This is a genomic window from Micromonospora sp. A202 (assembly GCF_006715105.1).
GTDB classification, from domain to species: Bacteria; Actinomycetota; Actinomycetes; order Mycobacteriales; family Micromonosporaceae; genus Micromonospora; species Micromonospora zamorensis.
The window spans coordinates 737,624-755,949 of the sequence record NZ_VFMP01000001.1 but is presented as its reverse complement, the minus strand read 5'-3'; the positions used below and the strand labels follow the sequence as shown (position 1 = coordinate 755,949).

At 70.7% G+C, this 18,326-nt stretch carries 20 protein-coding genes, 1 tRNA gene and 1 other RNA gene; 8 read left to right on the top strand and 14 right to left on the bottom strand.

Features of this window, described 5'->3' with window-relative positions; all coding sequences use genetic code 11:
* Positions 1-94: 94 nt before the first annotated feature.
* On the bottom strand, positions 95-670 hold the full coding sequence (locus FBZ33_RS03650; protein ID WP_141907985.1) for a TetR/AcrR family transcriptional regulator: 576 nt from the start codon (positions 668-670) through the stop codon (positions 95-97).
* Between the two features lie 111 nt (positions 671-781).
* Here FBZ33_RS03650 and FBZ33_RS03645 point away from each other — a divergent pair, with 111 nt between their 5' ends.
* Positions 782-1,210, top strand: a complete 429-nt coding sequence (locus FBZ33_RS03645) for a DoxX family protein (protein ID WP_141907984.1) — start codon at positions 782-784, stop codon at positions 1,208-1,210.
* A gap of 194 nt (positions 1,211-1,404) precedes the next feature.
* Entirely contained in the window at positions 1,405-2,316 is a 912-nt protein-coding gene (locus tag FBZ33_RS03640) for a kelch repeat-containing protein (RefSeq protein ID WP_221629427.1), read from the top strand.
* A gap of 63 nt (positions 2,317-2,379) precedes the next feature.
* Here FBZ33_RS03640 and FBZ33_RS03635 read toward each other — a convergent pair whose 3' ends face one another.
* The gene (locus FBZ33_RS03635; RefSeq protein WP_141907982.1) at positions 2,380-3,297 is read right to left on the bottom strand and encodes a lytic polysaccharide monooxygenase; all 918 of its coding nucleotides are present in this window, start codon (positions 3,295-3,297) and stop codon (positions 2,380-2,382) included.
* A gap of 124 nt (positions 3,298-3,421) precedes the next feature.
* On the opposite strand from FBZ33_RS03635, the gene FBZ33_RS03630 reads away from it, so the two are divergent.
* Together FBZ33_RS03630 and FBZ33_RS03625 are read left to right on the top strand one after the other, a co-directional pair.
* Positions 3,422-3,544, top strand: a complete 123-nt coding sequence (locus FBZ33_RS03630) for a 50S ribosomal protein L36 (protein WP_030490864.1) — start codon at positions 3,422-3,424, stop codon at positions 3,542-3,544.
* Between the two features lie 133 nt (positions 3,545-3,677).
* Positions 3,678-3,938, top strand: a complete 261-nt coding sequence (locus FBZ33_RS03625) for a YciI family protein (protein ID WP_141907981.1) — start codon at positions 3,678-3,680, stop codon at positions 3,936-3,938.
* A gap of 73 nt (positions 3,939-4,011) precedes the next feature.
* Here the strand turns inward: FBZ33_RS03625 and FBZ33_RS03620 are convergent.
* Positions 4,012-4,084, bottom strand: a tRNA-Ala gene (locus FBZ33_RS03620).
* Positions 4,085-4,171: 87 nt separating this feature from the next.
* A complete protein-coding gene (locus tag FBZ33_RS03615; protein ID WP_088946335.1) occupies positions 4,172-4,762 on the bottom strand; it encodes a YqgE/AlgH family protein in 591 nt (196 codons plus the stop codon).
* A 321-nt stretch (positions 4,763-5,083) separates the two neighbouring features.
* Here FBZ33_RS03615 and mdlC point away from each other — a divergent pair, with 321 nt between their 5' ends.
* Complete coding sequence (gene mdlC, locus FBZ33_RS03610; RefSeq protein WP_141907980.1) at positions 5,084-6,679, top strand: benzoylformate decarboxylase; 1,596 nt, start codon at positions 5,084-5,086, stop codon at positions 6,677-6,679.
* A gap of 9 nt (positions 6,680-6,688) precedes the next feature.
* On the opposite strand, the gene FBZ33_RS03605 is transcribed toward mdlC, so the two are convergent.
* The 9 genes from FBZ33_RS03605 to pruA form a co-directional block, all read right to left on the bottom strand.
* Positions 6,689-7,645, bottom strand: a complete 957-nt coding sequence (locus FBZ33_RS03605) for a hypothetical protein (protein ID WP_141907979.1) — start codon at positions 7,643-7,645, stop codon at positions 6,689-6,691.
* Positions 7,646-7,760: 115 nt separating this feature from the next.
* The gene (locus tag FBZ33_RS03600; RefSeq protein ID WP_141907978.1) at positions 7,761-8,444 is read right to left on the bottom strand and encodes a hypothetical protein; all 684 of its coding nucleotides are present in this window, start codon (positions 8,442-8,444) and stop codon (positions 7,761-7,763) included.
* A gap of 132 nt (positions 8,445-8,576) precedes the next feature.
* Positions 8,577-8,952, bottom strand: a transfer-messenger RNA (tmRNA) gene (gene ssrA, locus FBZ33_RS03595).
* 104 nt (positions 8,953-9,056) lie between these two features.
* Complete coding sequence (gene smpB / locus FBZ33_RS03590) at positions 9,057-9,536, bottom strand: SsrA-binding protein SmpB (protein WP_007455863.1); 480 nt, start codon at positions 9,534-9,536, stop codon at positions 9,057-9,059.
* 151 nt (positions 9,537-9,687) lie between these two features.
* Complete coding sequence (ftsX, locus tag FBZ33_RS03585) at positions 9,688-10,563, bottom strand: permease-like cell division protein FtsX (protein ID WP_141907977.1); 876 nt, start codon at positions 10,561-10,563, stop codon at positions 9,688-9,690.
* Positions 10,564-10,630: 67 nt separating this feature from the next.
* The gene (gene ftsE / locus FBZ33_RS03580) at positions 10,631-11,311 is read right to left on the bottom strand and encodes a cell division ATP-binding protein FtsE (protein WP_030331491.1); all 681 of its coding nucleotides are present in this window, start codon (positions 11,309-11,311) and stop codon (positions 10,631-10,633) included.
* A gap of 118 nt (positions 11,312-11,429) precedes the next feature.
* The gene (gene prfB, locus FBZ33_RS03575) at positions 11,430-12,551 is read right to left on the bottom strand and encodes a peptide chain release factor 2 (protein WP_088946330.1); all 1,122 of its coding nucleotides are present in this window, start codon (positions 12,549-12,551) and stop codon (positions 11,430-11,432) included.
* A 121-nt stretch (positions 12,552-12,672) separates the two neighbouring features.
* Positions 12,673-13,188, bottom strand: coding sequence for a PadR family transcriptional regulator (locus tag FBZ33_RS03570; RefSeq protein ID WP_088946329.1), 516 nt, complete (start codon positions 13,186-13,188; stop codon positions 12,673-12,675).
* 178 nt (positions 13,189-13,366) lie between these two features.
* Complete coding sequence (gene pruA, locus FBZ33_RS03565; protein ID WP_099850729.1) at positions 13,367-14,995, bottom strand: L-glutamate gamma-semialdehyde dehydrogenase; 1,629 nt, start codon at positions 14,993-14,995, stop codon at positions 13,367-13,369.
* Between the two features lie 383 nt (positions 14,996-15,378).
* Here pruA and FBZ33_RS03560 point away from each other — a divergent pair, with 383 nt between their 5' ends.
* A complete protein-coding gene (locus FBZ33_RS03560) occupies positions 15,379-16,470 on the top strand; it encodes a hypothetical protein (protein WP_255508705.1) in 1,092 nt (363 codons plus the stop codon).
* Positions 16,471-16,495: 25 nt separating this feature from the next.
* Here the strand turns inward: FBZ33_RS03560 and FBZ33_RS03555 are convergent, their stop codons facing one another.
* Positions 16,496-17,005 (bottom strand): hypothetical protein, encoded by a 510-nt coding sequence (locus FBZ33_RS03555; RefSeq protein WP_088946327.1) that lies wholly within the window; start codon positions 17,003-17,005, stop codon positions 16,496-16,498.
* 206 nt (positions 17,006-17,211) lie between these two features.
* Between FBZ33_RS03555 and FBZ33_RS03550 the strand changes: the two genes are divergently transcribed.
* Together FBZ33_RS03550 and FBZ33_RS03545 are read left to right on the top strand one after the other, a co-directional pair.
* The gene (locus tag FBZ33_RS03550; protein WP_099850727.1) at positions 17,212-17,439 is read left to right on the top strand and encodes a helix-turn-helix domain-containing protein; all 228 of its coding nucleotides are present in this window, start codon (positions 17,212-17,214) and stop codon (positions 17,437-17,439) included.
* A gap of 238 nt (positions 17,440-17,677) precedes the next feature.
* On the top strand, positions 17,678-18,268 hold the full coding sequence (locus FBZ33_RS03545) for an Rv3235 family protein (protein ID WP_141907976.1): 591 nt from the start codon (positions 17,678-17,680) through the stop codon (positions 18,266-18,268).
* Positions 18,269-18,326 lie beyond the last annotated feature (58 nt).

The following is an 18,326-nucleotide window of genomic DNA, read 5'->3' as shown; positions in this document are numbered from 1 at the left end:
GCCCGCGATACCGCGATACGACGTTGGCCGGCACCCTTCCCGGGGTGCCGGCCAACGCGGTTGTTGGCAGGGTGTGCCGGCAACGGCCGGACGGTTATCGCGCGTCGTCCCGCCTCGCCGCGGCCAGGACCCGATCGACAAGGTCTTCGACGAAGGGCCGATCCGCCGGTTGAGCCTGGAAACCCGCGCGCACGAGCACCCCGCCCACCAGGAGCGCCAGCGAAGGCTCGACATCCTCGGCCCGCAGGTGAGAGCGGAGGGCCGAGTCCAGCGACCGGGTCCCGGCCGCGTAGAGCCGCTCGCGCAGCTCATCGACGATGGGGTCACTGCCGGCCCGCTCAAGGAGCCCGCCGAAAACCCTGACGAGGTGACCGTCGGCGAGGTCCTGCCCGAAGTCGAGCAAGCCCGCTATCAGGTCGTGGCGTAGGTCGCCGGTCAACTGGGGGTGCCCGACCGCGGCACACATCTGATCGACCGACGCCCGAACCAGGTCCAGGCGCGTTGGCCAGTGTGCATAGAGGGTCGCCTTGGAGTAGCCCGCCCGGTGCGCGACCTCGGCGTGGGTCACCGCCGCCCAACCCTGCTCCAGGAACAGCGCCGTGGCCGCGTCGACGACATCCCGTCGGGTCCGCTGAACCCTCGGATCCACGTTGTCGGCTTCCTGCTCCACGACCACCAACCCTACCGAACAGCCAAACCATCCGACAACTTCTGAACGCCTTGTCTATTACTGAACGCCTAGGCTAGGTTCGGAGGCATGCTTACCCGAGAGGAACTCGTGATGACCGACCCTGCACAAACGCTGCGGACACCACCCGTCAGCGCACTCACAATCGGCCTGTGGGTCGCCCAGGGAGCCCTCGCGCTGATCTTCGCGGGCGGCGGCGTCTGGAAAATCGTCACGCCCATCGAGCGGGTCGCCGAGGCGTTCGCCTGGGCAGGCGAGGTCCCACCGGGCCTGTTCTACGCGACCGCCGCACTCGACATCCTCGGCGGGATCGGCGTGCTCCTGCCCTCGCTCACCCGGATCAGGCCCGAAGTGACAGTGCTCGCGGCTCTCGGGTGCGTCGCGCTGCAAGCCTCCGCGATCGTCTTCCACCTCTCCCGGGGAGAGGCCGCGGACACGCCCGTCAACGTCCTGTTCATCGTGCTCGCGCTCTTCGTCGCCTGGGGTCGCCACTCGAAGGCCCCGATCGCGCCTCGGGCATGACACACCGCACCACCGAGCCGTCGACCACTACCCACTTTGGAGCAGAGTTGAAGAGGAACTTTCGCATCGTCGCGGCGACGTTGGCGGCAGCTGCGTTGTCCGTCGCCGGCCTCGGGCAGGTGCCGTCGGCCAGCAGCGCGTCGGCAAAATCACCCGCCGGCCACGATCGAGCTGTGTGGAGCGACAGGGCGCCAATGAACACGGCACGGGCAGAGGTAGGGGTGGCCGCGCTCGACGGCCGCGTCTATGTCGTCGGTGGCACCGTGCAGAACGGCGACGAGCAGCCAACGTGGGCGACGACCCTGGTGACCAGCTACGTCCCGCGTACGGACCGGTGGCGGCAGCACGCGCCCCTGCCGCGCCCCCTCACGCACGTCGGTGTGGCCGGGCTGAACGGAAAGTTGTACGCCTTCGGCGGCTTCACCGACATCGTGCACATGCACCCGCAGCAGGTGGCCTACGCCTACGACCCGCTGCGCGACGCCTGGAGCCGGCTGCCGGACATGCCCCAGAAGCTGGGCTCGGTCGGCGTCGCGGCGGTGAACGGAAAGCTGCACCTGCTCGGCGGACGGCACTCCCACACCGTCGTGACCCTGCCGGATCCGCCGATCTCCATGGGGTACGGCACCGTCCGGACCCACCTGACGTACGACCCGGCGCGGCGCAGCTGGTCCACGGCCGAGCCACTGCCGGTCGAGCCGCGCGACCACGCGGGAGTCGCCGTCATCGGCGATCGCGTACACGTGTTCGGCGGCCGGGTCGCCGACGGGAAGGACAGCCTCGCACGCCATGACGTCTACGACACCCGGACCCGACGGTGGAGCAGAGCAGCCCCCTTGCCGACGCCCCGCTCCGCCGGAGCCGCAGTCGTGCTCAACGGCCGGATCGTGTACGCCGGCGGCGAGTGCAGGCCGGACGAGACCACCTACGACGACGTGACGGCGTACGACCCCCGCAAAGACCGCTGGACCACGCTGTCGCCGTTGCCGCAGGGCCGGCACGGATTGGGCGCCGCCTGGGTCGGCGATCGCGGCTACTTCGTGGCGGGGGCGCTCACCTGCGGCGGCGGGGCAAGCGCCGACACGTTGGAGCTGAACCTCAGGTGAGACCGGCCAGGTGCCGTTCGATCGGCACCTGGGCTGAACACTGCCGGGCACGGGCGGCGTCGGTCACCAGATCCGACGCCGCCCGGCCCGGTGGTTGCGTACCTCGCACGGCCGGCCCACGGGTGCGGCAGCGCCGCGACGTCGCCGGCTCGCGCCGATCACCAACAGCAGCAGGACCAGCACGACGGCGGCGCCGCCCAGCACGGGCCACCGGCTGCCGAGGTTCGTCACCGACGCCACCGGCACGCCCGGGTCGGCCGCCGCCGCCACCGCCGACTCGGAGGCGACCGGCCGACTCGCAGCGGTACGCGGAGCAGCCGCCGCGCTCTTCGTCGCGACGGCCTTCGACGCGGCGGCCCTGGCACCACGGAACACCACGTCCGAGCAGGAGTAGTAGGTGTCCGGGGTGCTGGAGTTCTGCCAGATCGTGTAGATCAGGTGCCGGCCGTCGCGGCCCGCCGGCAGCCGAACCGCCAACTGGTACGCCCCGGCCCGCACCGGCGGGTCCTTCATCGTCAGAAACGGGCGCGCTTCCAGATCCGCCCAGGTCAACGGTGCACGCGGGTCGTAATCGGGCTTGGTGACGTAGAGCCGGAAGGTGCCCCGGTGCTCGATCGTGGTCCGGTACGTGAAGGTGAACTTCGCGCCGGTGGTCAACTCGGTGCTCGGCCAGTCGGTCCGGGGCAGATCCAGCCCCCGGTACGCGGACAGCCCACCGCTGCACAACTCACCGTCCGGGATCCGTTCCCGGTCCCGACCGTTGATCGCCGCGACGCGCACGTTGTCCCATTCGCCTACCGCCGCACCCGCCTGGACCGCCGCCCGGCAGGCGCTGGTGGCCGCGTACCGGCCCTCGGGCCCGCAGGCGGCCGCCCGACTGACCGGGTTGGTCGGGGCGCCGTGTGCGGCGGCGGGCGTGGCTGCCAGCGGCACTGTCGCGGCAGCGACCAGCACCATGGCGAAGAGCCGGCGTACGGGCATGAGGATGACCTCCACCCACTGGTACGGCCAGCGGGCGGCAAAGGTTCGACGGCTGGCCGGCGGGAATCCGGCGGGTGGGTGCGGCGTTTCGATACTCGGAACCGCTTGCACCGAGGAGGCAGACATGAAGGTACGTAGCTCGTTGCGTGCACTGAAGCAGAAGCCGGGTTCGGTGGTGGTCCGCCGTCGCGGCCGGGTGGTCGTGGTGAACCGCGCCAACCCGCAGTGGAAGAGCCGCCAGGGCTGATCCAGCCCGCACCGGACATACAGTCGACAAACGCCCTGACCGGGTCATCCGGTCAGGGCGTTTCGCGTGTCGGTGCGGCGGCGGCGCATCGACTAGGGTGCTTTCCGGAAGATCGGCCCCAGGAGGAGGAACCGTGTTCATCGTGGAGCTGTCCTTCGGCGAGGAACCCGACCGGCTCGCGGCCCGGCCGGCGCACAGGGAGCGTCTCCAGGCTCTGCGCCAGGAGGGCCGTTTGGTCATGGCCGGGCCGTTCCCCGACGACTCCGGCGCGGTCCTCATCTTCGACGTCCCGGACGCCGAGGCGCTCGCCGCGACCCTCGCCGAGGACGCTTATTACCGCACGCCCGGTGTGACGATCGTCAGCCAGCGCGAGTGGTCACCGATCGTGCGCTAAGGCGCGCACCCAGGCCGGCCGCAACGGAAAACGCCCTGACCGGTCAGTCCCCGGTCAGGGCGTTTCACAAGGGTGGAGCCGAGGGGACTCGAACCCCTGACCCCCACACTGCCAGTGTGGTGCGCTACCAGCTGCGCCACGGCCCCTTGCTGTTGTCCCGGTCGCCCGGGCACTGGGAAACTATACACAGACCGGCCCGCATGGTCATCTCGCGGGGTCCCCGCCGAGCCGGGTCAGTTGAGCGCCACGTCCGGCGGGAAGTGCGCGACCGCGGCCATCATCCCGCCCTGCCGGCGCAGCACCATCGGCCACAGGTCGTCGGGCCGGTCGACGAAGGCGTCACCGGGCAACGCGTCCAGCAGGAACCACGAGCCGTCGGCGATCTCCTGCTCCAGCTGGCCGCTGCCCCAGCCGGAATAGCCGGCGAAGACGCGGATGCCGCCGATGCTCTCCCGCAGCCGCTCCGGGTCGACCGAGAGGTCGATCGTGCCGACCGCCCCGGAGACCTGGTGGAAGCCCTTCAGCCGGCGCATCGGGTGCCGCATGCGAGCCAGGCAGATGGCCGAGTCGGGCTGCACCGGCCCGCCCTCGAAGAGCACCGCCGGGTGCCGGGCCAGGTCACTCCAGTCGCCGAGCACCTCGGCCACCGGCACCTCGGTGGCACGGTTCAACACCACGCCGAGAGCACCGCCCGGCTCATGGGCGACCAGCAGCACCACCGTACGGTCGAAGTTCGGGTCCTTGAGCGCCGGAGTCGCGACCAGCAGCCGCCCGGTCATCGACTCCATGGCTCGTCCGCCGATCGCCTGGCCCTCTCCCTGCATCCCACACACCCGTCAACCGTGAGCCCGCGCCGGGGATCGGTCATCTGCCGGATCCGCCCGGTGCGCCGGGATCAGCCGCGCTGTCAACGCCATGCCTGGCACCATAGCCTGCGTCCCGGGTGCTGGCTAAGGTCTGAACGGCGGGTGATCGGACAGTTGAGACGGAGTGTCGATGACCCGACGGTGAACCTCCTGGTGATCGAAGGATCCGGACCACCCACAGCGGGGAAACGACCGAAAGGTCCGTCACATCCCGATAGATTCGGCTGATCGGGAGGGCGACCGTGATCGTCCCTGCCCGCGACACGGAGGCGGGTGGCGATGGCAACGGTCCGGGACGCGACGTACGACGTGCTCCGCACCCTCGGCATGACCACGGTCTTCGGCAACCCCGGCTCCACCGAGGAGCCCTTCCTGCGGGACTTCCCCGCCGACTTCCACTACGTCCACGCGCTGCACGAAGCGACAGCGGTGGCGATGGCCGACGGGTACGCCCAGGCGACCGGGCAACCCGCCCACGTCAACCTGCACACCGCACCGGGCACCGGCAACGGCATGGGCAACCTGGTCACCGCCTGGCACAACAAGACGCCGCTGATCGTCAGCGCCGGCCAGCAGACCCGGGAGATGCTGCTGCTCGAACCCCGGCTGGCCAACCGTCGACCCACCGAGCTTCCCCAGCCGTACGTCAAGTGGGCCTACGAGCCCGCCAGGGCGCAGGACATCCCCGCGGCGGTGCTGCGGGCGTACGCGACGGCGGTGCAGCCACCCGCCGGGCCGGTCTTCCTCTCGCTGCCGATGGACGACTGGGCCCAGACCGCCGACCCGCCGCCCGCCCCGCGCTCGGTGGCCACCCGGTTCGCGCCGGACCCCGAGCGGTTGGACGAGTTCGCCCGGATCCTCGCCGATAGCCACAACCCGGTGCTCGTGTACGGGCCGGGGGTGGACCGCTCCGGGAGTTGGTCGACGGCGGTCGCGCTGGCCGAGCGGCTGGCCGCACCGGTCTGGTCGGCCCCGGCCACCGAGCGGGCCGTGTTCCCCGAGGACCACCCCCACTTTCGCGGGGTGCTGCCGTACGCGATCGGTCCGCTGGCCGAGGCACTGCGCGGGCACGACACGGTGCTGGTCGTCGGTGCCCCGGTGTTCCGCTACTACCCGTACGTGCCGGGCGGGCACCTGCCCGAGGGCGCCCGGCTGCTGCACGTCACCGACGACCCCGACGAAGCCGCCCGTGCCCCGGTCGGGGACAGCCTGCTCGGGGACCCGGGGCTGACCCTGGCCGCGCTGGTCGAACGGGTGCCGACGGCCGACCGGCAGCCGCCAGCACGGCGGGACGCGCAGGCACCGCCCGAGGTCACCGCTCCCCTGAGCGCCGACGCCCTGTTCGCGGCGCTGGCCGCGCACTGGCCGGCGGACGGCGTGCTGGTCCAGGAGTCACCATCCAATCTGTCCGCGCTGCGCCGCCAGCTCAAGATCAGACGCCCGGCGTCGTACTTCACGATGGCCAGCGGGGGCCTCGGCTACGGCCTGCCCGCCGCGATCGGGGTGGCACTCGCCGAGCGGGACACCCGGCGCGGCCGACCGGTGGTGGCGGTGATCGGCGACGGCTCGTTCCACTACTCGGTGCAGGCTCTGTGGACGGCCGCGCGCCTCGCCCTGCCGGTGGTGGTGGTCGTCCCGGTCAACCAGCAGTACGCGATCCTCAAGGCGTTCGCGGAGCTGAAGGACACTCCCGGGGTGCCCGGCCTGGACCTGCCGGGGTTGGACATCATCGCGATCGCGGCCGGCTACGGCTGCGCCACCGAGGTGGTGGAGACCCCCGACCATCTCGGCACGGCACTCGCCGCCGGGCTACGCGCGGACCGACCCACGGTGCTGGCCGTGCCGATCAGCACCGACGTGCCCAGCATCCTCTGAGCCGGGCGGTCAGCGCGAGGCGATCGACAGGGCGGCGCCGGTGGACACGTCCAGCACCGGCCGGGCGCCCAGCGGCGCCGCGAGGGTGACGGTGACCGGTTCCATCTTGAGGATGGCGATGCACTCGCCGGTGCTCCGGGTGACACTGCCGCCGACCACCACGACGTCCGGCCCTTCCCACACCAGCGGTGTGATCGCGGTGTCGCAGGCACCGACGCCGAGCCGCACGGTCAACCGTGCACCGTCGACCGCCGCGAGGTCCTGAGCGGACACCAGCCCGTCCGGCAACGGCCCGGCGGGCGCGGTGGGCTCGGGCACCCGCTTGACCGCCGTGGGCGCGACGGCGAGCCGGGCCACCGGCGTGGCCAGCCCCTCGACGGTGAACAGCCAGGCCGGGACCTGCGCCTCACCCCGGCTGGTCCGGACCGGCACGGTGCCCAGGGTGACCCCGGTGACGGTGAGCGGGAGGCAGGCGGTCTGGGCCGTGCTGGTGGCCCAACCATCCGGCCCCGGTTCGACCGTGGGCCCGCCGGGGCTGGGCAGGCCTGGCCGCTTCGGTCGACCCGGGCAGGGCAGCGGGTCACCCTGGTCAAGCTCCCGGTACGCCTCGGCGGCGCTGACCAACGGCAACGTCAGCCGGCCGTCCGGGAACCGGATCTCACCGCCGACCAGGGTCGGCGGAATCGGGACCTGCACGCGGTACCACCCGGCTCGGAAGGCCGCCTCGGTGTCCGGTGTGAAGCGCGGGTCACCAGTGAGCACTGTCGGCCCCTCCAGGGGGACGTACCCCGTGCGCCAGTCGGGGCCGGGCTGCCACGCCTCGGCGACCCGGGCGGCCCGCTGGTCGAAGGCTTCGGCACGGCGCGGCGTCGGGTCGCTGGGCCCGTCGGCCGGGCCGGCGCCGGTTTGGGCGCAGCCCGCCACGAGCAACAACGGGAGTACGAGCAGCAGTGTCGGTCGACGCATGCCCGGTTCGACGCGCCCGTCGACTCTCCGGTTCCCGGCTCAGGTTTCGCCACCCAGATCCGTCTGGTACGCCTGCCAGAGCAGATTGGCGCCGCGCACCAGCGGTCCCGGAGAATCAGACCCCGAGCGGGCGCTCGGCCATGGCGCGCAGCTGCCCGGCGAGCGCGTGGGCGTCGCCGTCGCGCCCGCTGGTGGGGCGGCCGGCGGTCATCGCGTCGGCGAGCGCGCGTAGTTCGTACGGCGGGAGGGTGGCCAGCCCCATGCCACGCAGCGGGATGGTGACCCGCCGCCCGGTGCCGGCGTCGCGGGCGACGATCGTCGGGACCCGCTGCACGCTGCCCGGCCGGTCGTCGCCCGTGTCCCGGTAGGAGACCATCCCGGCACCGACCTCGGCGGTGGCGAGGTCGACCGTGTGACTGCCAAACGCGCCCCGCACCCGTGCCCGGGTGCCGTCAAGCCAGGCGGCGGTGCGCAGGACCCGCAGCACGAGATAGAGCCCGAGCAGTGCGATCGGCAGCCCGCAGAGCCCGAGGAACCGGCCCGCGCCGAGGCCCGGTCCGCCACCGGTTCCACCGTCGCGCAGCTCGGGCGGCAACAGTTCGGGTGGAATGTCGCGGGCGTCCTCGTACGAGGTGAGCCCACCGCCGGGGCCGGTCAACCGGCGCAGCAGACCGTCGGCGACCAGCGGCAGCGCCACGAAGACCAGGCCGACGATGGTGAAGAACCCGCCCACCAGCACGGAGACGGCACGTTGGCCGGGCGGCGCGCCCACGGACAGGCGCAGGTGTTCCTTCGTCATGCGCCGCAGCGTAGGCCAACTGGACGACCGCGGTCACCCGCCGTCGTCGCGCCCGGAGGCGAACGCCACCGGGCACGGGTCCGCAAACGACGATGCGCCCCGGCCGGTGGGCCGGGGCGCATCGCTTCGAGGTGGTGGAGGTGCCGGGAATCGAACCCGGGTCCTTCGCCGGTTTGTCAGGGCTTCTCCGAGCGCAGCTCGCTGTGCCTCTACTCGGCCCCACCGCTCACGCGAGCAAGTTGGTGTGACGGGCCCAGTCGCTGATTAATCTCGCCGCACGGACCCCGCGACCGGGTCCGATTGGCCAGCCTCCTAGCTGATGCCGGCTACTGGGACGAAGGCGTTCCCAGGCCGACAGACTTAGCTACTCGCCTCAGGCGGCGAGAGCGAAGTCAGCGCGATTTTGCTTGGCGCTTATAAGTTTCCGACGACCGATTCTCGAGACGACGTCGGCTTCCTCGGCTCGCTTCCCCTGTCGCTGCGTACGAAGTCGAAACCAGTCACCCCCTCGACAGGCCGCCGATGTGGCGGCACTGACAAGACTAACGCCTGCCGCAACCGCTTTCATCCCGAGGCCCGGGCCGGCGCGCCAGCCCGGACAAACGGGATGAATCAGTCGTCCATCCCTTTACCCCGCCGACCGGACACCCGGGCGATCTCCCGGTCCGCGTCCCGCTTGGCGAGGTCCTGACGCTTGTCGTACGACTTCTTGCCCTTGGCCAGCGCAATCTCGACCTTGGCCCAGCCGTCGGAGAAGTAGACCTGCAACGGGACGATCGTCAGACCGCCCTCGCGGGTCTTGCCGAGAAGCTTGTCGAGCTCGCCCCGGTTGAGCAGCAGCTTGCGCGTACGCCGGGGCTCGTGATTGGTCCACGTGCCCTGGGTGTATTCCGGGATGTGCATGGAGTGCAGGAACAACTCGTTGTCGCGCTCCTGTGCGAACGCGTCGACCAGCGACGCGCGCCCGGCCCGCAGCGACTTGACCTCGGTGCCGGTCAGCGCCATGCCCGCCTCGTACGTGTCGAGGATCGCGTAGTCGTGGCGCGCCTTCTTGTTGGAGGCGACCACCTTGCGCCCCTTTTCCCGTGGCATCGGTGCCACCCCCTCTCCTCCGTCGCCCGTGGCCGGGCTCACCCCGGCCGGACAACCGATCATGCTACCCGAATAGGAAGGACCCTCCCGCGCCGTTTATTTCCGGCTGCGGGAGGGTCCTCGGGAGACGACGGGACGACCCGTCCGGTGCCTAGACCCGCAGGTAGAAGCGCAGGGTGATCCAGGCGGTGCCCGCGCTGACCAGACCACCGACGCCGGCCATCAGCGGGAAGATGAACAGGATGTCGCCCCAGCTGATCGGCGAGAGCAGACCCTGCAACGCGCTCAACGACCCGTCGAAGAGCAGATACTTCGCCGCGACCAGGGCGACCAGACCGAGCAGCGAGCCGATCAGGCCGGCCACCACCGCCTCCAGCACGAACGGCGCCTGGATGAACCAGTTGGACGCACCGACAAGCTTCATGACCGCGACCTCACGTCGCTTGCTGTACGCCGCCACCTGAATGGTGTTCGCGACCAGCAGCAGGGCGGCGACCGCCATCACGATGGCGGCGGCCAGCGCGATGTTCTGGATCGAGGTCAGGATGTTGAAGATCTTGTCGAGGAGTTTGCTCTGGTCGACGATCTCGTCGACGCCGTCGGTCTCCTTGTACTGGTCGTAGATGTCGCGGTACTGCTCCGGGTTGTTCAGCGTGATCCGGAAGGACTCGGGCAGCTGGTCCGGCTTGACCGCGTTCACCAGGTCCGGCGCGTCCTGGTACATCGTCTTGAAGCGCTCGTACGCCTGGGCCTTGTCGACGTAGATGACCTCCTTGACGAGGGGGTCACCCTCCAACTTGCCCTTCAGCTCGGTGCGCTGCGGCTCGCTCACCTCCTGGTTCAGGAAGATCGCGACCTGGATGTTCTTGAAGTAGAGGTCCTTCATGTCGTCGACCTGGCGGTACATCAGACCGCTGGCGCCGAGCATGGTCAGCGAGACCGCCATCGTGATGATCATCGCGATGGACATGGTCACGTTGCGCCACAGTCCGACCAATACCTCGGACAGGACGTATTTCACGCGCATCGGGGGTTCCTCCGGGTCTCCGGCATGAAGTGTTCGTCGTCAGGCTGCGCAGGGGTGGAGCGCCGGCTCACCCGTAAACGCCGCGGGCCTGGTCACGGACGATGCGACCGCTCTCGATCTCGACGACGCGGCGGCGCATCTGATTCACGATGTTGGAGTCGTGGGTGACCATCACGACGGTCGTGCCGGTGCGGTTGATCCGGTCCAGCAGACGCATGATCTCGATCGAGGTGTCCGGGTCCAGGTTTCCGGTGGGCTCGTCCGCCAGCAGGATCAGCGGGCGGTTCACGAACGCCCGGGCGACGGCGACCCGCTGCTGCTCACCACCGGAGAGCTCGTGCGGGTAGCGGTGCTCCTTGCCACCGAGCCCGACCAGCTCCAGCACCTCCGGCACGACCCGGCGGGCAACCGCCTTCGTCTTGCCGATCACCTCGAGGGCGAACGCCACGTTCTCGTACGCGGTGCGGTTCGGCAGCAGCCGGAAGTCCTGGAAGACACAGCCGATCGAGCGCCGGAAGTGGGGTCGCTTCCAGGAACGCATCGACGTGACGTCCTTGCCGTTGACCACGACGCGACCCTTGTTGGGGGCCACCTCGTGCAGCAGCATCTTGATGATTGTGGACTTGCCGGAGCCGGATGGACCGATGAAGAAGACGAACTCGCCCTTCTCGATCGAGACGGACACGTTGTCGAGCGAAGGCCGGGACGCCTTCGGGTACGTCTTCGTCACTTGCTCAAGCTGAATCACGGGTGGTGAGTCTACGCGGTGTAACAACTGAGCCAAGCCCCACGCCCCGCCGATCCGCCACGAGTCGTCGAATCAGGCCTCTACCTGGAGATCGATGACGCGCTCCGCCCGCGAGCCGTCACGCACCGTCGTTGGCGAGTTGACGCTGCTTGCGCCAACGGATGCCGGCCTCGATGAATTCGTCGAGGTCGCCGTCGAAGACCCCGCTCGGATTGCCGGTCTCCTGCTCAGTTCGGAGATCCTTCACCATCTGATACGGGTGCAGGACGTAGGAGCGCATCTGGTCGCCCCACGAGCTGGTGCCGCCGCTCTTGAGGCCAGCCATCTTCTCTTCCTCCTCCTGGCGCTTGCGCTCCAGGAGCCGGGCCTGGAGCACCCGCAGCGCGGAGGCCTTGTTCTGCAACTGGGACTTCTCGTTCTGGCAGGTCACCACGATGCCGGTCGGGATGTGGGTCAGCCGGACCGCCGAGTCGGTGGTGTTGACGCTCTGCCCACCGGGGCCGGAGGAGCGGTAGACGTCGACGCGCACCTCGTTCTCCGGGATGTCGATGTGGTCGGTCTGCTCGGTTACCGGCAGGACCTCGACGCCCGCGAAGCTGGTCTGCCGACGGCCCTGGTTGTCGAACGGGCTGATCCGGACCAGCCGGTGGGTGCCCGACTCGACGCTGAGCGTGCCGTAGGCGTACGGCACCTTCACCGCGAAGGTGGCCGACTTCAGGCCCGCCTCCTCGGCGTACGAGGTCTCGTAGACCTCCGTCGGGTAGCCGTGCCGCTCCGCCCAGCGCAGGTACATCCGCAGCAGCATCTCGGCGAAGTCCGCCGCGTCCACACCACCGGCGCCGGCCCGGATGGCGACCAGCGCCTCCCGGGAGTCGTACTCGCCGGAGAGCAGGGTGCGGACCTCCATCTCCTGGATGGCCTTGGTCAGCCCGGTGATCTCACCCTCGACCTCGGTGAGCACACCCGGGTCGGATTCGGCCTCGGCCAGTTCCAGCAGCACCCGGGCGTCGTCGAGCTGGGAACGCAGACTGCCCAGCTTGCTGATCTCGCCGTTGACGTACGACAGCTGTGAGGTCACCTGCTGAGCCTTGGCCTGGTCGTCCCAGAGGTCGGGGGCGGACGCCTCCTGCTCAAGGCGGGCCTTGTCCTCGTGGAGGCGGTCGAGGTTGAGGACGGCCTCGATGTTTCGCAGGGTCGCGTCGAGTTCCTTGAGCTGTTCGGCGTAATCGGCAGCGGTCACGACAGATAAGCGTACTGCGCGGGCGAGGAGTGAGCTTGCGAGCCCCGCAGGCCGACGCCAAATTGACGCTGCGCCATTGCAGGCTGCTCAGCTCGTTGCCGGTGGGCGAACCCGCCCGGCGTCACCCGACGGGGGCGGTCTTCAACCACGACAGGGCGGCCCGGTGGTAGGCGACGGCGAACTCCAGCGCGCTGGCGTCGTACGTCTCGCCGTCCCGTTTGGCGTTCTTGACCTGTTCCCGGACCTGGGCGAGGGCCTCGGTGTGGTATTCGTTGGCCGAGGCGTACAGGCCCTTCAGCTGGCTGGCCGAGTGCAGGTTGCCGAACGCCATCCGCAGCGCGATCGGGTTGCGGATGGTGTCCCGCCCCGGGTTCTCCGCCAGCCAGCGGGAAAACGTCCGTTTCCCACTGGCGGTGAGTGAATACGGCTGACTCATCCGCGGCCCCGGCTTACCGAGACGCACGAAACCCCGCTCGGCCAGCACCGGCAATTCGCGGTAGACCTGGCTGCGGGTCATCGACCAGTACGGCGCCAGACGGCGCTCAGCGGCGGCCATCAACTGACCGCCTGTCATCGGGCCCTCGTGGAGGAGCCCGAGCAGGGCCGCCGCCGTAGGGTTGACTCCGGAATCCGCCATGCCCACTACGCTGCCACTTTGCGCACGCGGCGTCCAGGATTTGCCAGTTTGCCACCCAACAGGACTTCCTAAGTGCACTGTCGGCGGCAGACTGTCCGTTGAGGACTTTCGATGGATCAGGACCCTCGGCCGACCCGCCGGCGGCTCCGCGCACCGCCGGCGGGTCGTCGCCGCAGGGTCAGCCCATGTGGGGGTACGTGTGGTCGGTCGGCGGCACGAAGGTCTCCTTGATCGTCCGCGGCGACACCCAGCGGACCAGGTTGAGCCAGGAGCCCGCCTTGTCGTTGGTGCCGCTGGCCCGGGCGCCGCCGAAGGGCTGCTGCCCGACCACCGCGCCGGTCGGCTTGTCGTTGATGTAGAAGTTGCCGGCCGCGTACCGCATGCGCTCGGCGACCGCGTCGACCACCCGGCGGTCGGTGGCGAACACCGAGCCGGTCAGCGCGTACGGGGCGATCGACTCGGCCTGCGCCACCACGTCGTCGAAGCGGGCGTCGTCGAACACGTGCACGCCCAGGATCGGCCCGAAGTATTCGGTGGTGAAGGTCTCGTGGGCGGCGTCGCCGCACTCGAAGAGCGTCGGCCGGACGAAGTAGCCGACCGAGTCGTCGGCGGTGCCACCGGCCAGCACCCGACAGGAGTCGTCACCGGCGATCAGCTCCAGCGCCGCGGTGTGCCGGGCGAAGGCCTTGTCGTCGATCACCGCTCCGCCGAAGTTGCTGAAGTCGGCCACGTCGCCGTAGGTCAGCGAGTCGGTGGTGGCGGCCAGCCGGTCGCGCAGGCCACCCTCCCAGATCGAACGCGGCACGTACGCCCGCGAGGCCGCCGAGCACTTCTGACCCTGGTATTCGTAGGCGCCACGGATCAGCGCGGTGTGCAGGGCGTCCACGTCGGCACTGGTGTGCGCGACCACGAAGTCCTTGCCACCGGTCTCGCCGACGAGGCGCGGGTAGCCCCGGTAACGGGCGATGTTGTCGCCGACGGTCCGCCACAACTGCTGGAAGACCTTGGTCGAGCCGGTGAAGTGGATGCCGGCCAGGTCCGGGTCGGCGAGCACGACGTCGGACACCTCCTCGCCCCGACCGGTGACCATGTTGATCACGCCGGGCGGCAGGCCGGCGGCCTCGAACAGCCGCATGGTGAAGTGCGCGGCGAACTGCTGGGTCGGGCCCGGCTTCCAGATCACCGTGTTGCCCAGCAGGGCCGGCGCCGACGGGAGGTTGCCGGCGATGGCGGTGAAGTTGAACGGGGTGACCGCGTAGACGAAGCCCTCCAGCGGGCGGTGGTCGAACCGGTTCCAGACGCCCGGCGAGGACGCGGGCTGCTCTTCCAGCAGGCGGCGGGCGAAGTGCACGTTGAACCGGAGGAAGTCGATGAACTCGCAGGCGGCGTCGATCTCCGCCTGGATCGCGGTCTTCGACTGACCCAGCATGGTGGCGGCGTTGAGCGTGTCGCGCCACGGCCCGGCGAGCAGCTCGGCGGCGCGCAGGAAGATCGCGGCGCGCTCCTCGAACGGCAGCGCCCGCCACATCGGGGCGGCGTCCTTGGCCGCCTTGATCGCGGCGTGGGCGTCGTCGTGGGTGGCGTGCCCGGTCACGCCCAGCACGTGCGCGTGCCGGTGCGGCTGCACCACGTCGATCGAGTCACCGGCAGCCATCCGCTGCTCGCCAGCAATGGTCATCGGCAGGTCGATGCGCTCGGCGGCGAGCTCGGTCAGCCGCCGCTGGAGCCGGTCCCGGTCGGGGCTGCCCGGCTCGTAGTTGCGAACCGGCTCGTTGCGCGGCTCGGGAACGGAGAACACGGCATCCATCAAGGCTCCTGGCGATCTCGACAGCAGTGGCGAAACCGGACCCGCAGGCACCGACCGGACGGCCGGACACCGGACGCTACCCGGGAGGGCCGAGCAGCGGCGGGACCTCCCGTGATTCTCCCACGAAGGGCTGCACGCCCCACTTCCGCCACCGCCCTCGCCAAGGACCGAACCACCCCTCCTCCCCTTACCGATCGAGCTCGATCCGACGATCTGCCCGTACGCCGGCAGCCCTTCACCCACCCACCGAGCGACCGCGTCGCCTGCACACCCGGGAGCCCCCGCCCCGGCGTACCCCCTCGCGGTCGTCCCGGGGCGGCGGGTGACCCAGCGGGCCCGCGTACCCTGAATGGTCGGTGACCTGCCGCCTCGAAGGGGAGACGATGACCAAGCAGCCCGGCCGCGTCCCGGCCGCGGAGTCGGACGACCCGTCGGCCGACGCGGCCAGCCCAAGCAGCCGGCCGCTGCCCGCCCCCGGCGCGGCGATCCTCGCGCTGCTGGCGCTCGGGTGGCTGACCGCCATGCTCTGGTCCACCCGGGAGGCCACCACCTCGGCGGCCGCCGGGGTCACCGCGATCAGCCTCTCCGCGTTCGCCCTGCCCGGCGTGATCTCGGCCGCGCTGGTGGCCGGCGCGGCCGTCGCGCTGGCCGCGGGCAACCTGCTGTCTCGCCGGTACGGCGACTGGGCCACCCTGCGCTTCGCCGGGGCGATCGGTGGCGGGATGCTCGTCGGCCTGGCTGCCGCGCTGGCGATCAACCTCACCTACTTCGACACCTCGACCACCAACGTGATCGCCGGCACCACGGCGGCGGCGGCGATCATCGGTGGCGCGGTGGCCGGCGCACGGTCCGCCCCGGCGGTCGGCGCTGTGGTGACCGCCGCGCTGGGCACCCTGATCTTCGTGGTCGCGTTCAGCCGCGCCCGGGACCCGCTGTTCGACCTCTTCGGGGCCGGCGACAGCCAGGAGTCGGTGGTCAACGCGGCCAAGTGGGTGTCCCGCACCGAGTCACTCGTCGCCGGGCTCCTCGCCGGGCTCCTCGCCTTCGGCTACCTGACCTGGGCGCGGCGTCGGGCCCTCCGCCACGATCCCGCGGCCCCGGCGCTGCGCTGGCCGGCGTACCTGCTCGCCGGCGCTGGCCCCGGCCTGCTCCTGCTGCTCGCCGAGATGATCATTCGGGTCGGTGGCCGGTCGCTGCTCGACCTGGCCAGCGCGCTCAGCGAAGCCGACGCGGTGGCGCAGACCTCGCTGGGCACGTCGCGGGTGGACAACGGCATCTGGGTGCTCTTCGTGGGGGCGCTGACCGCGCTCATCGCGTTCGGCCGCACCCTCGGCCCGGCCCACACCGACGACGAACCCGACGACAGCCCCGAGCCCGTCACGGACCCGATCGACCCCGAGGACGACGAGGCCAGCCCGGCCGAGACGTTCGGCACGTTCGACGCGGACCCGGCCAAGGCCGACCCGTCCCGCTGACGTCGGCCGGCGTCCGGCGTCCGGCTCAGCTGACTGCGCGCAGCAGCAGGTCCAGCTCCGTCACGTCGTACCACTCCAGCTCGTGGTCCTCAGCGCCGTCGACGGCGAACTGGGCATCGGGGTCGCCAGCGGCGGCCTCGGTCACCACGTCGGCCGCCGCCGTGACGTCCTCGACCGCGTCCGCTCCATCCACGTGGATGGCCGCGATGGCACCAACCGGCACGGCGTCGGCCAGCGCCACCATGCTGGAACCCAGCTCACCGTCGCCCCGCCCGACCGCGCCGGCCGGCAGGTCAACCGAAACGACGACGCGGCGGCGGGGCGCCGTCGGGTCCTCCCGGAGCAGGTGCAGCGCGTCCTGGGCGGCCCGCGTGAACGCGACGTACTCCAACTCCTCCTCGTCGCCCTCGGCGTACCACTCACGCAGCGCCGGGGTCACGGCATGCGCATCGTCGGCAGCCAGCCCCTCCTCACGCAGCCGGGTCAGCATCGGTACGGTCGCCGGCACGTACACCCGGACAAGCTCCTCGGTCACCGGTCGTCTCCCCGCTTCGTCCACCACCGGCGGCCGCCGGCACGGGCGCAGATCATGCCGCACGCCGTGACCGTCATACACCCCGCCTCCGGTCGGTGGAAGTTCCCGGCCGGTGTGTCCGGCTGGCCACTCTGACGGCCCGGCGCTGGGCGGCACGGGCTGTCGGTGGCAAACTGAGCCAAACGACATCAACCCCGGGAGTTCCTGTGGAGCCGAGGTTCCTGCTGCTCTCCGACGTAGCCACCGAGCTGAACGTGTCGGACTCGCAGGTCTACCACATGGTGCGCAGCGGTGAACTGCCCGCGATCAAGATCGGTGGACGCGGCCAGTGGCGCGTCGAGCGCGCGCGCCTGGAGGAGTACATAGCGCGCAAGTACGACGAGACTGCGGAGTGGGTCCAGAGCAACCCCCTGATCGATCGCGACCCGGAGTAGCAGCGGCTGGTGCCCCCGTCTCAGCGCCCCCGACTCACCCGCCGGCGCTTGATCCACGCCGTTTCAAGGAAAGCGCGGTGTCCAGGCCGTGCGGATACCGCGACTTCGGCAAACCCGAGTGGATCATGCTCTGCGCTCGGCAGAGTCGTCGCTCAACCATTGACCGAGGCCTCTTTATCCCTGAGAATTGGCCTTGTCGGAGGCAAACGAACGCAAACGCAAGATCAAGGGGGCCACGATGAGCCAGGCGCAACCCGGGCCTCACCGACCACCCGTCCGGCTGCGCCCAGTCCCACCCATCGACCCGCCGTACGCCGACGAGGCCGACGGGTCGTACTGGCCGGCACCCGTCCACGGCCAACTCGCCCTTGACCTGTTCGCCTCTACCCGGCCAGACCCGGTCCGACCACCCGAGCGCCGGGGCGCACTCCGCCCGGTGCCGAGCCGGTCCACCACCCACCCGGTAACGCCGCTGCCACCGGCGACCGCCCCGGAAGCCACCCGAGCCGCGCATCGCTTCGTCGGCACCTGCCTGGAGGTGATCAACGGTTACCGGTCCCCCGCGCAGGTGCGGGCGCTGCTCGACCCGCCCCGAGCTAGTGACCTGCTGACCGAGTTGGCCCGCGCGTCCGGGCGGACCGGCGCACCTCGCCGTCGCGCCAACCGACCGGTCGTCCGGCTGCTGCGCCTACGCGTCTGCGAACCCCGCGAGGCCGCAGTGGAGGCGGCTGCCGTCCTCACCGGTGCGGGCGGCCGAAGCTGGGCAATGGCGCTCCGCCTGGAGCATCGTCGGGGCCGGTGGCTCTGCACCGCCCTGCACGTCCTCTGACCGCACCAGCAGGATCGCGCTGAGCCGGATCGGACCGCGCCAGCCAGGCCGAGCCGGA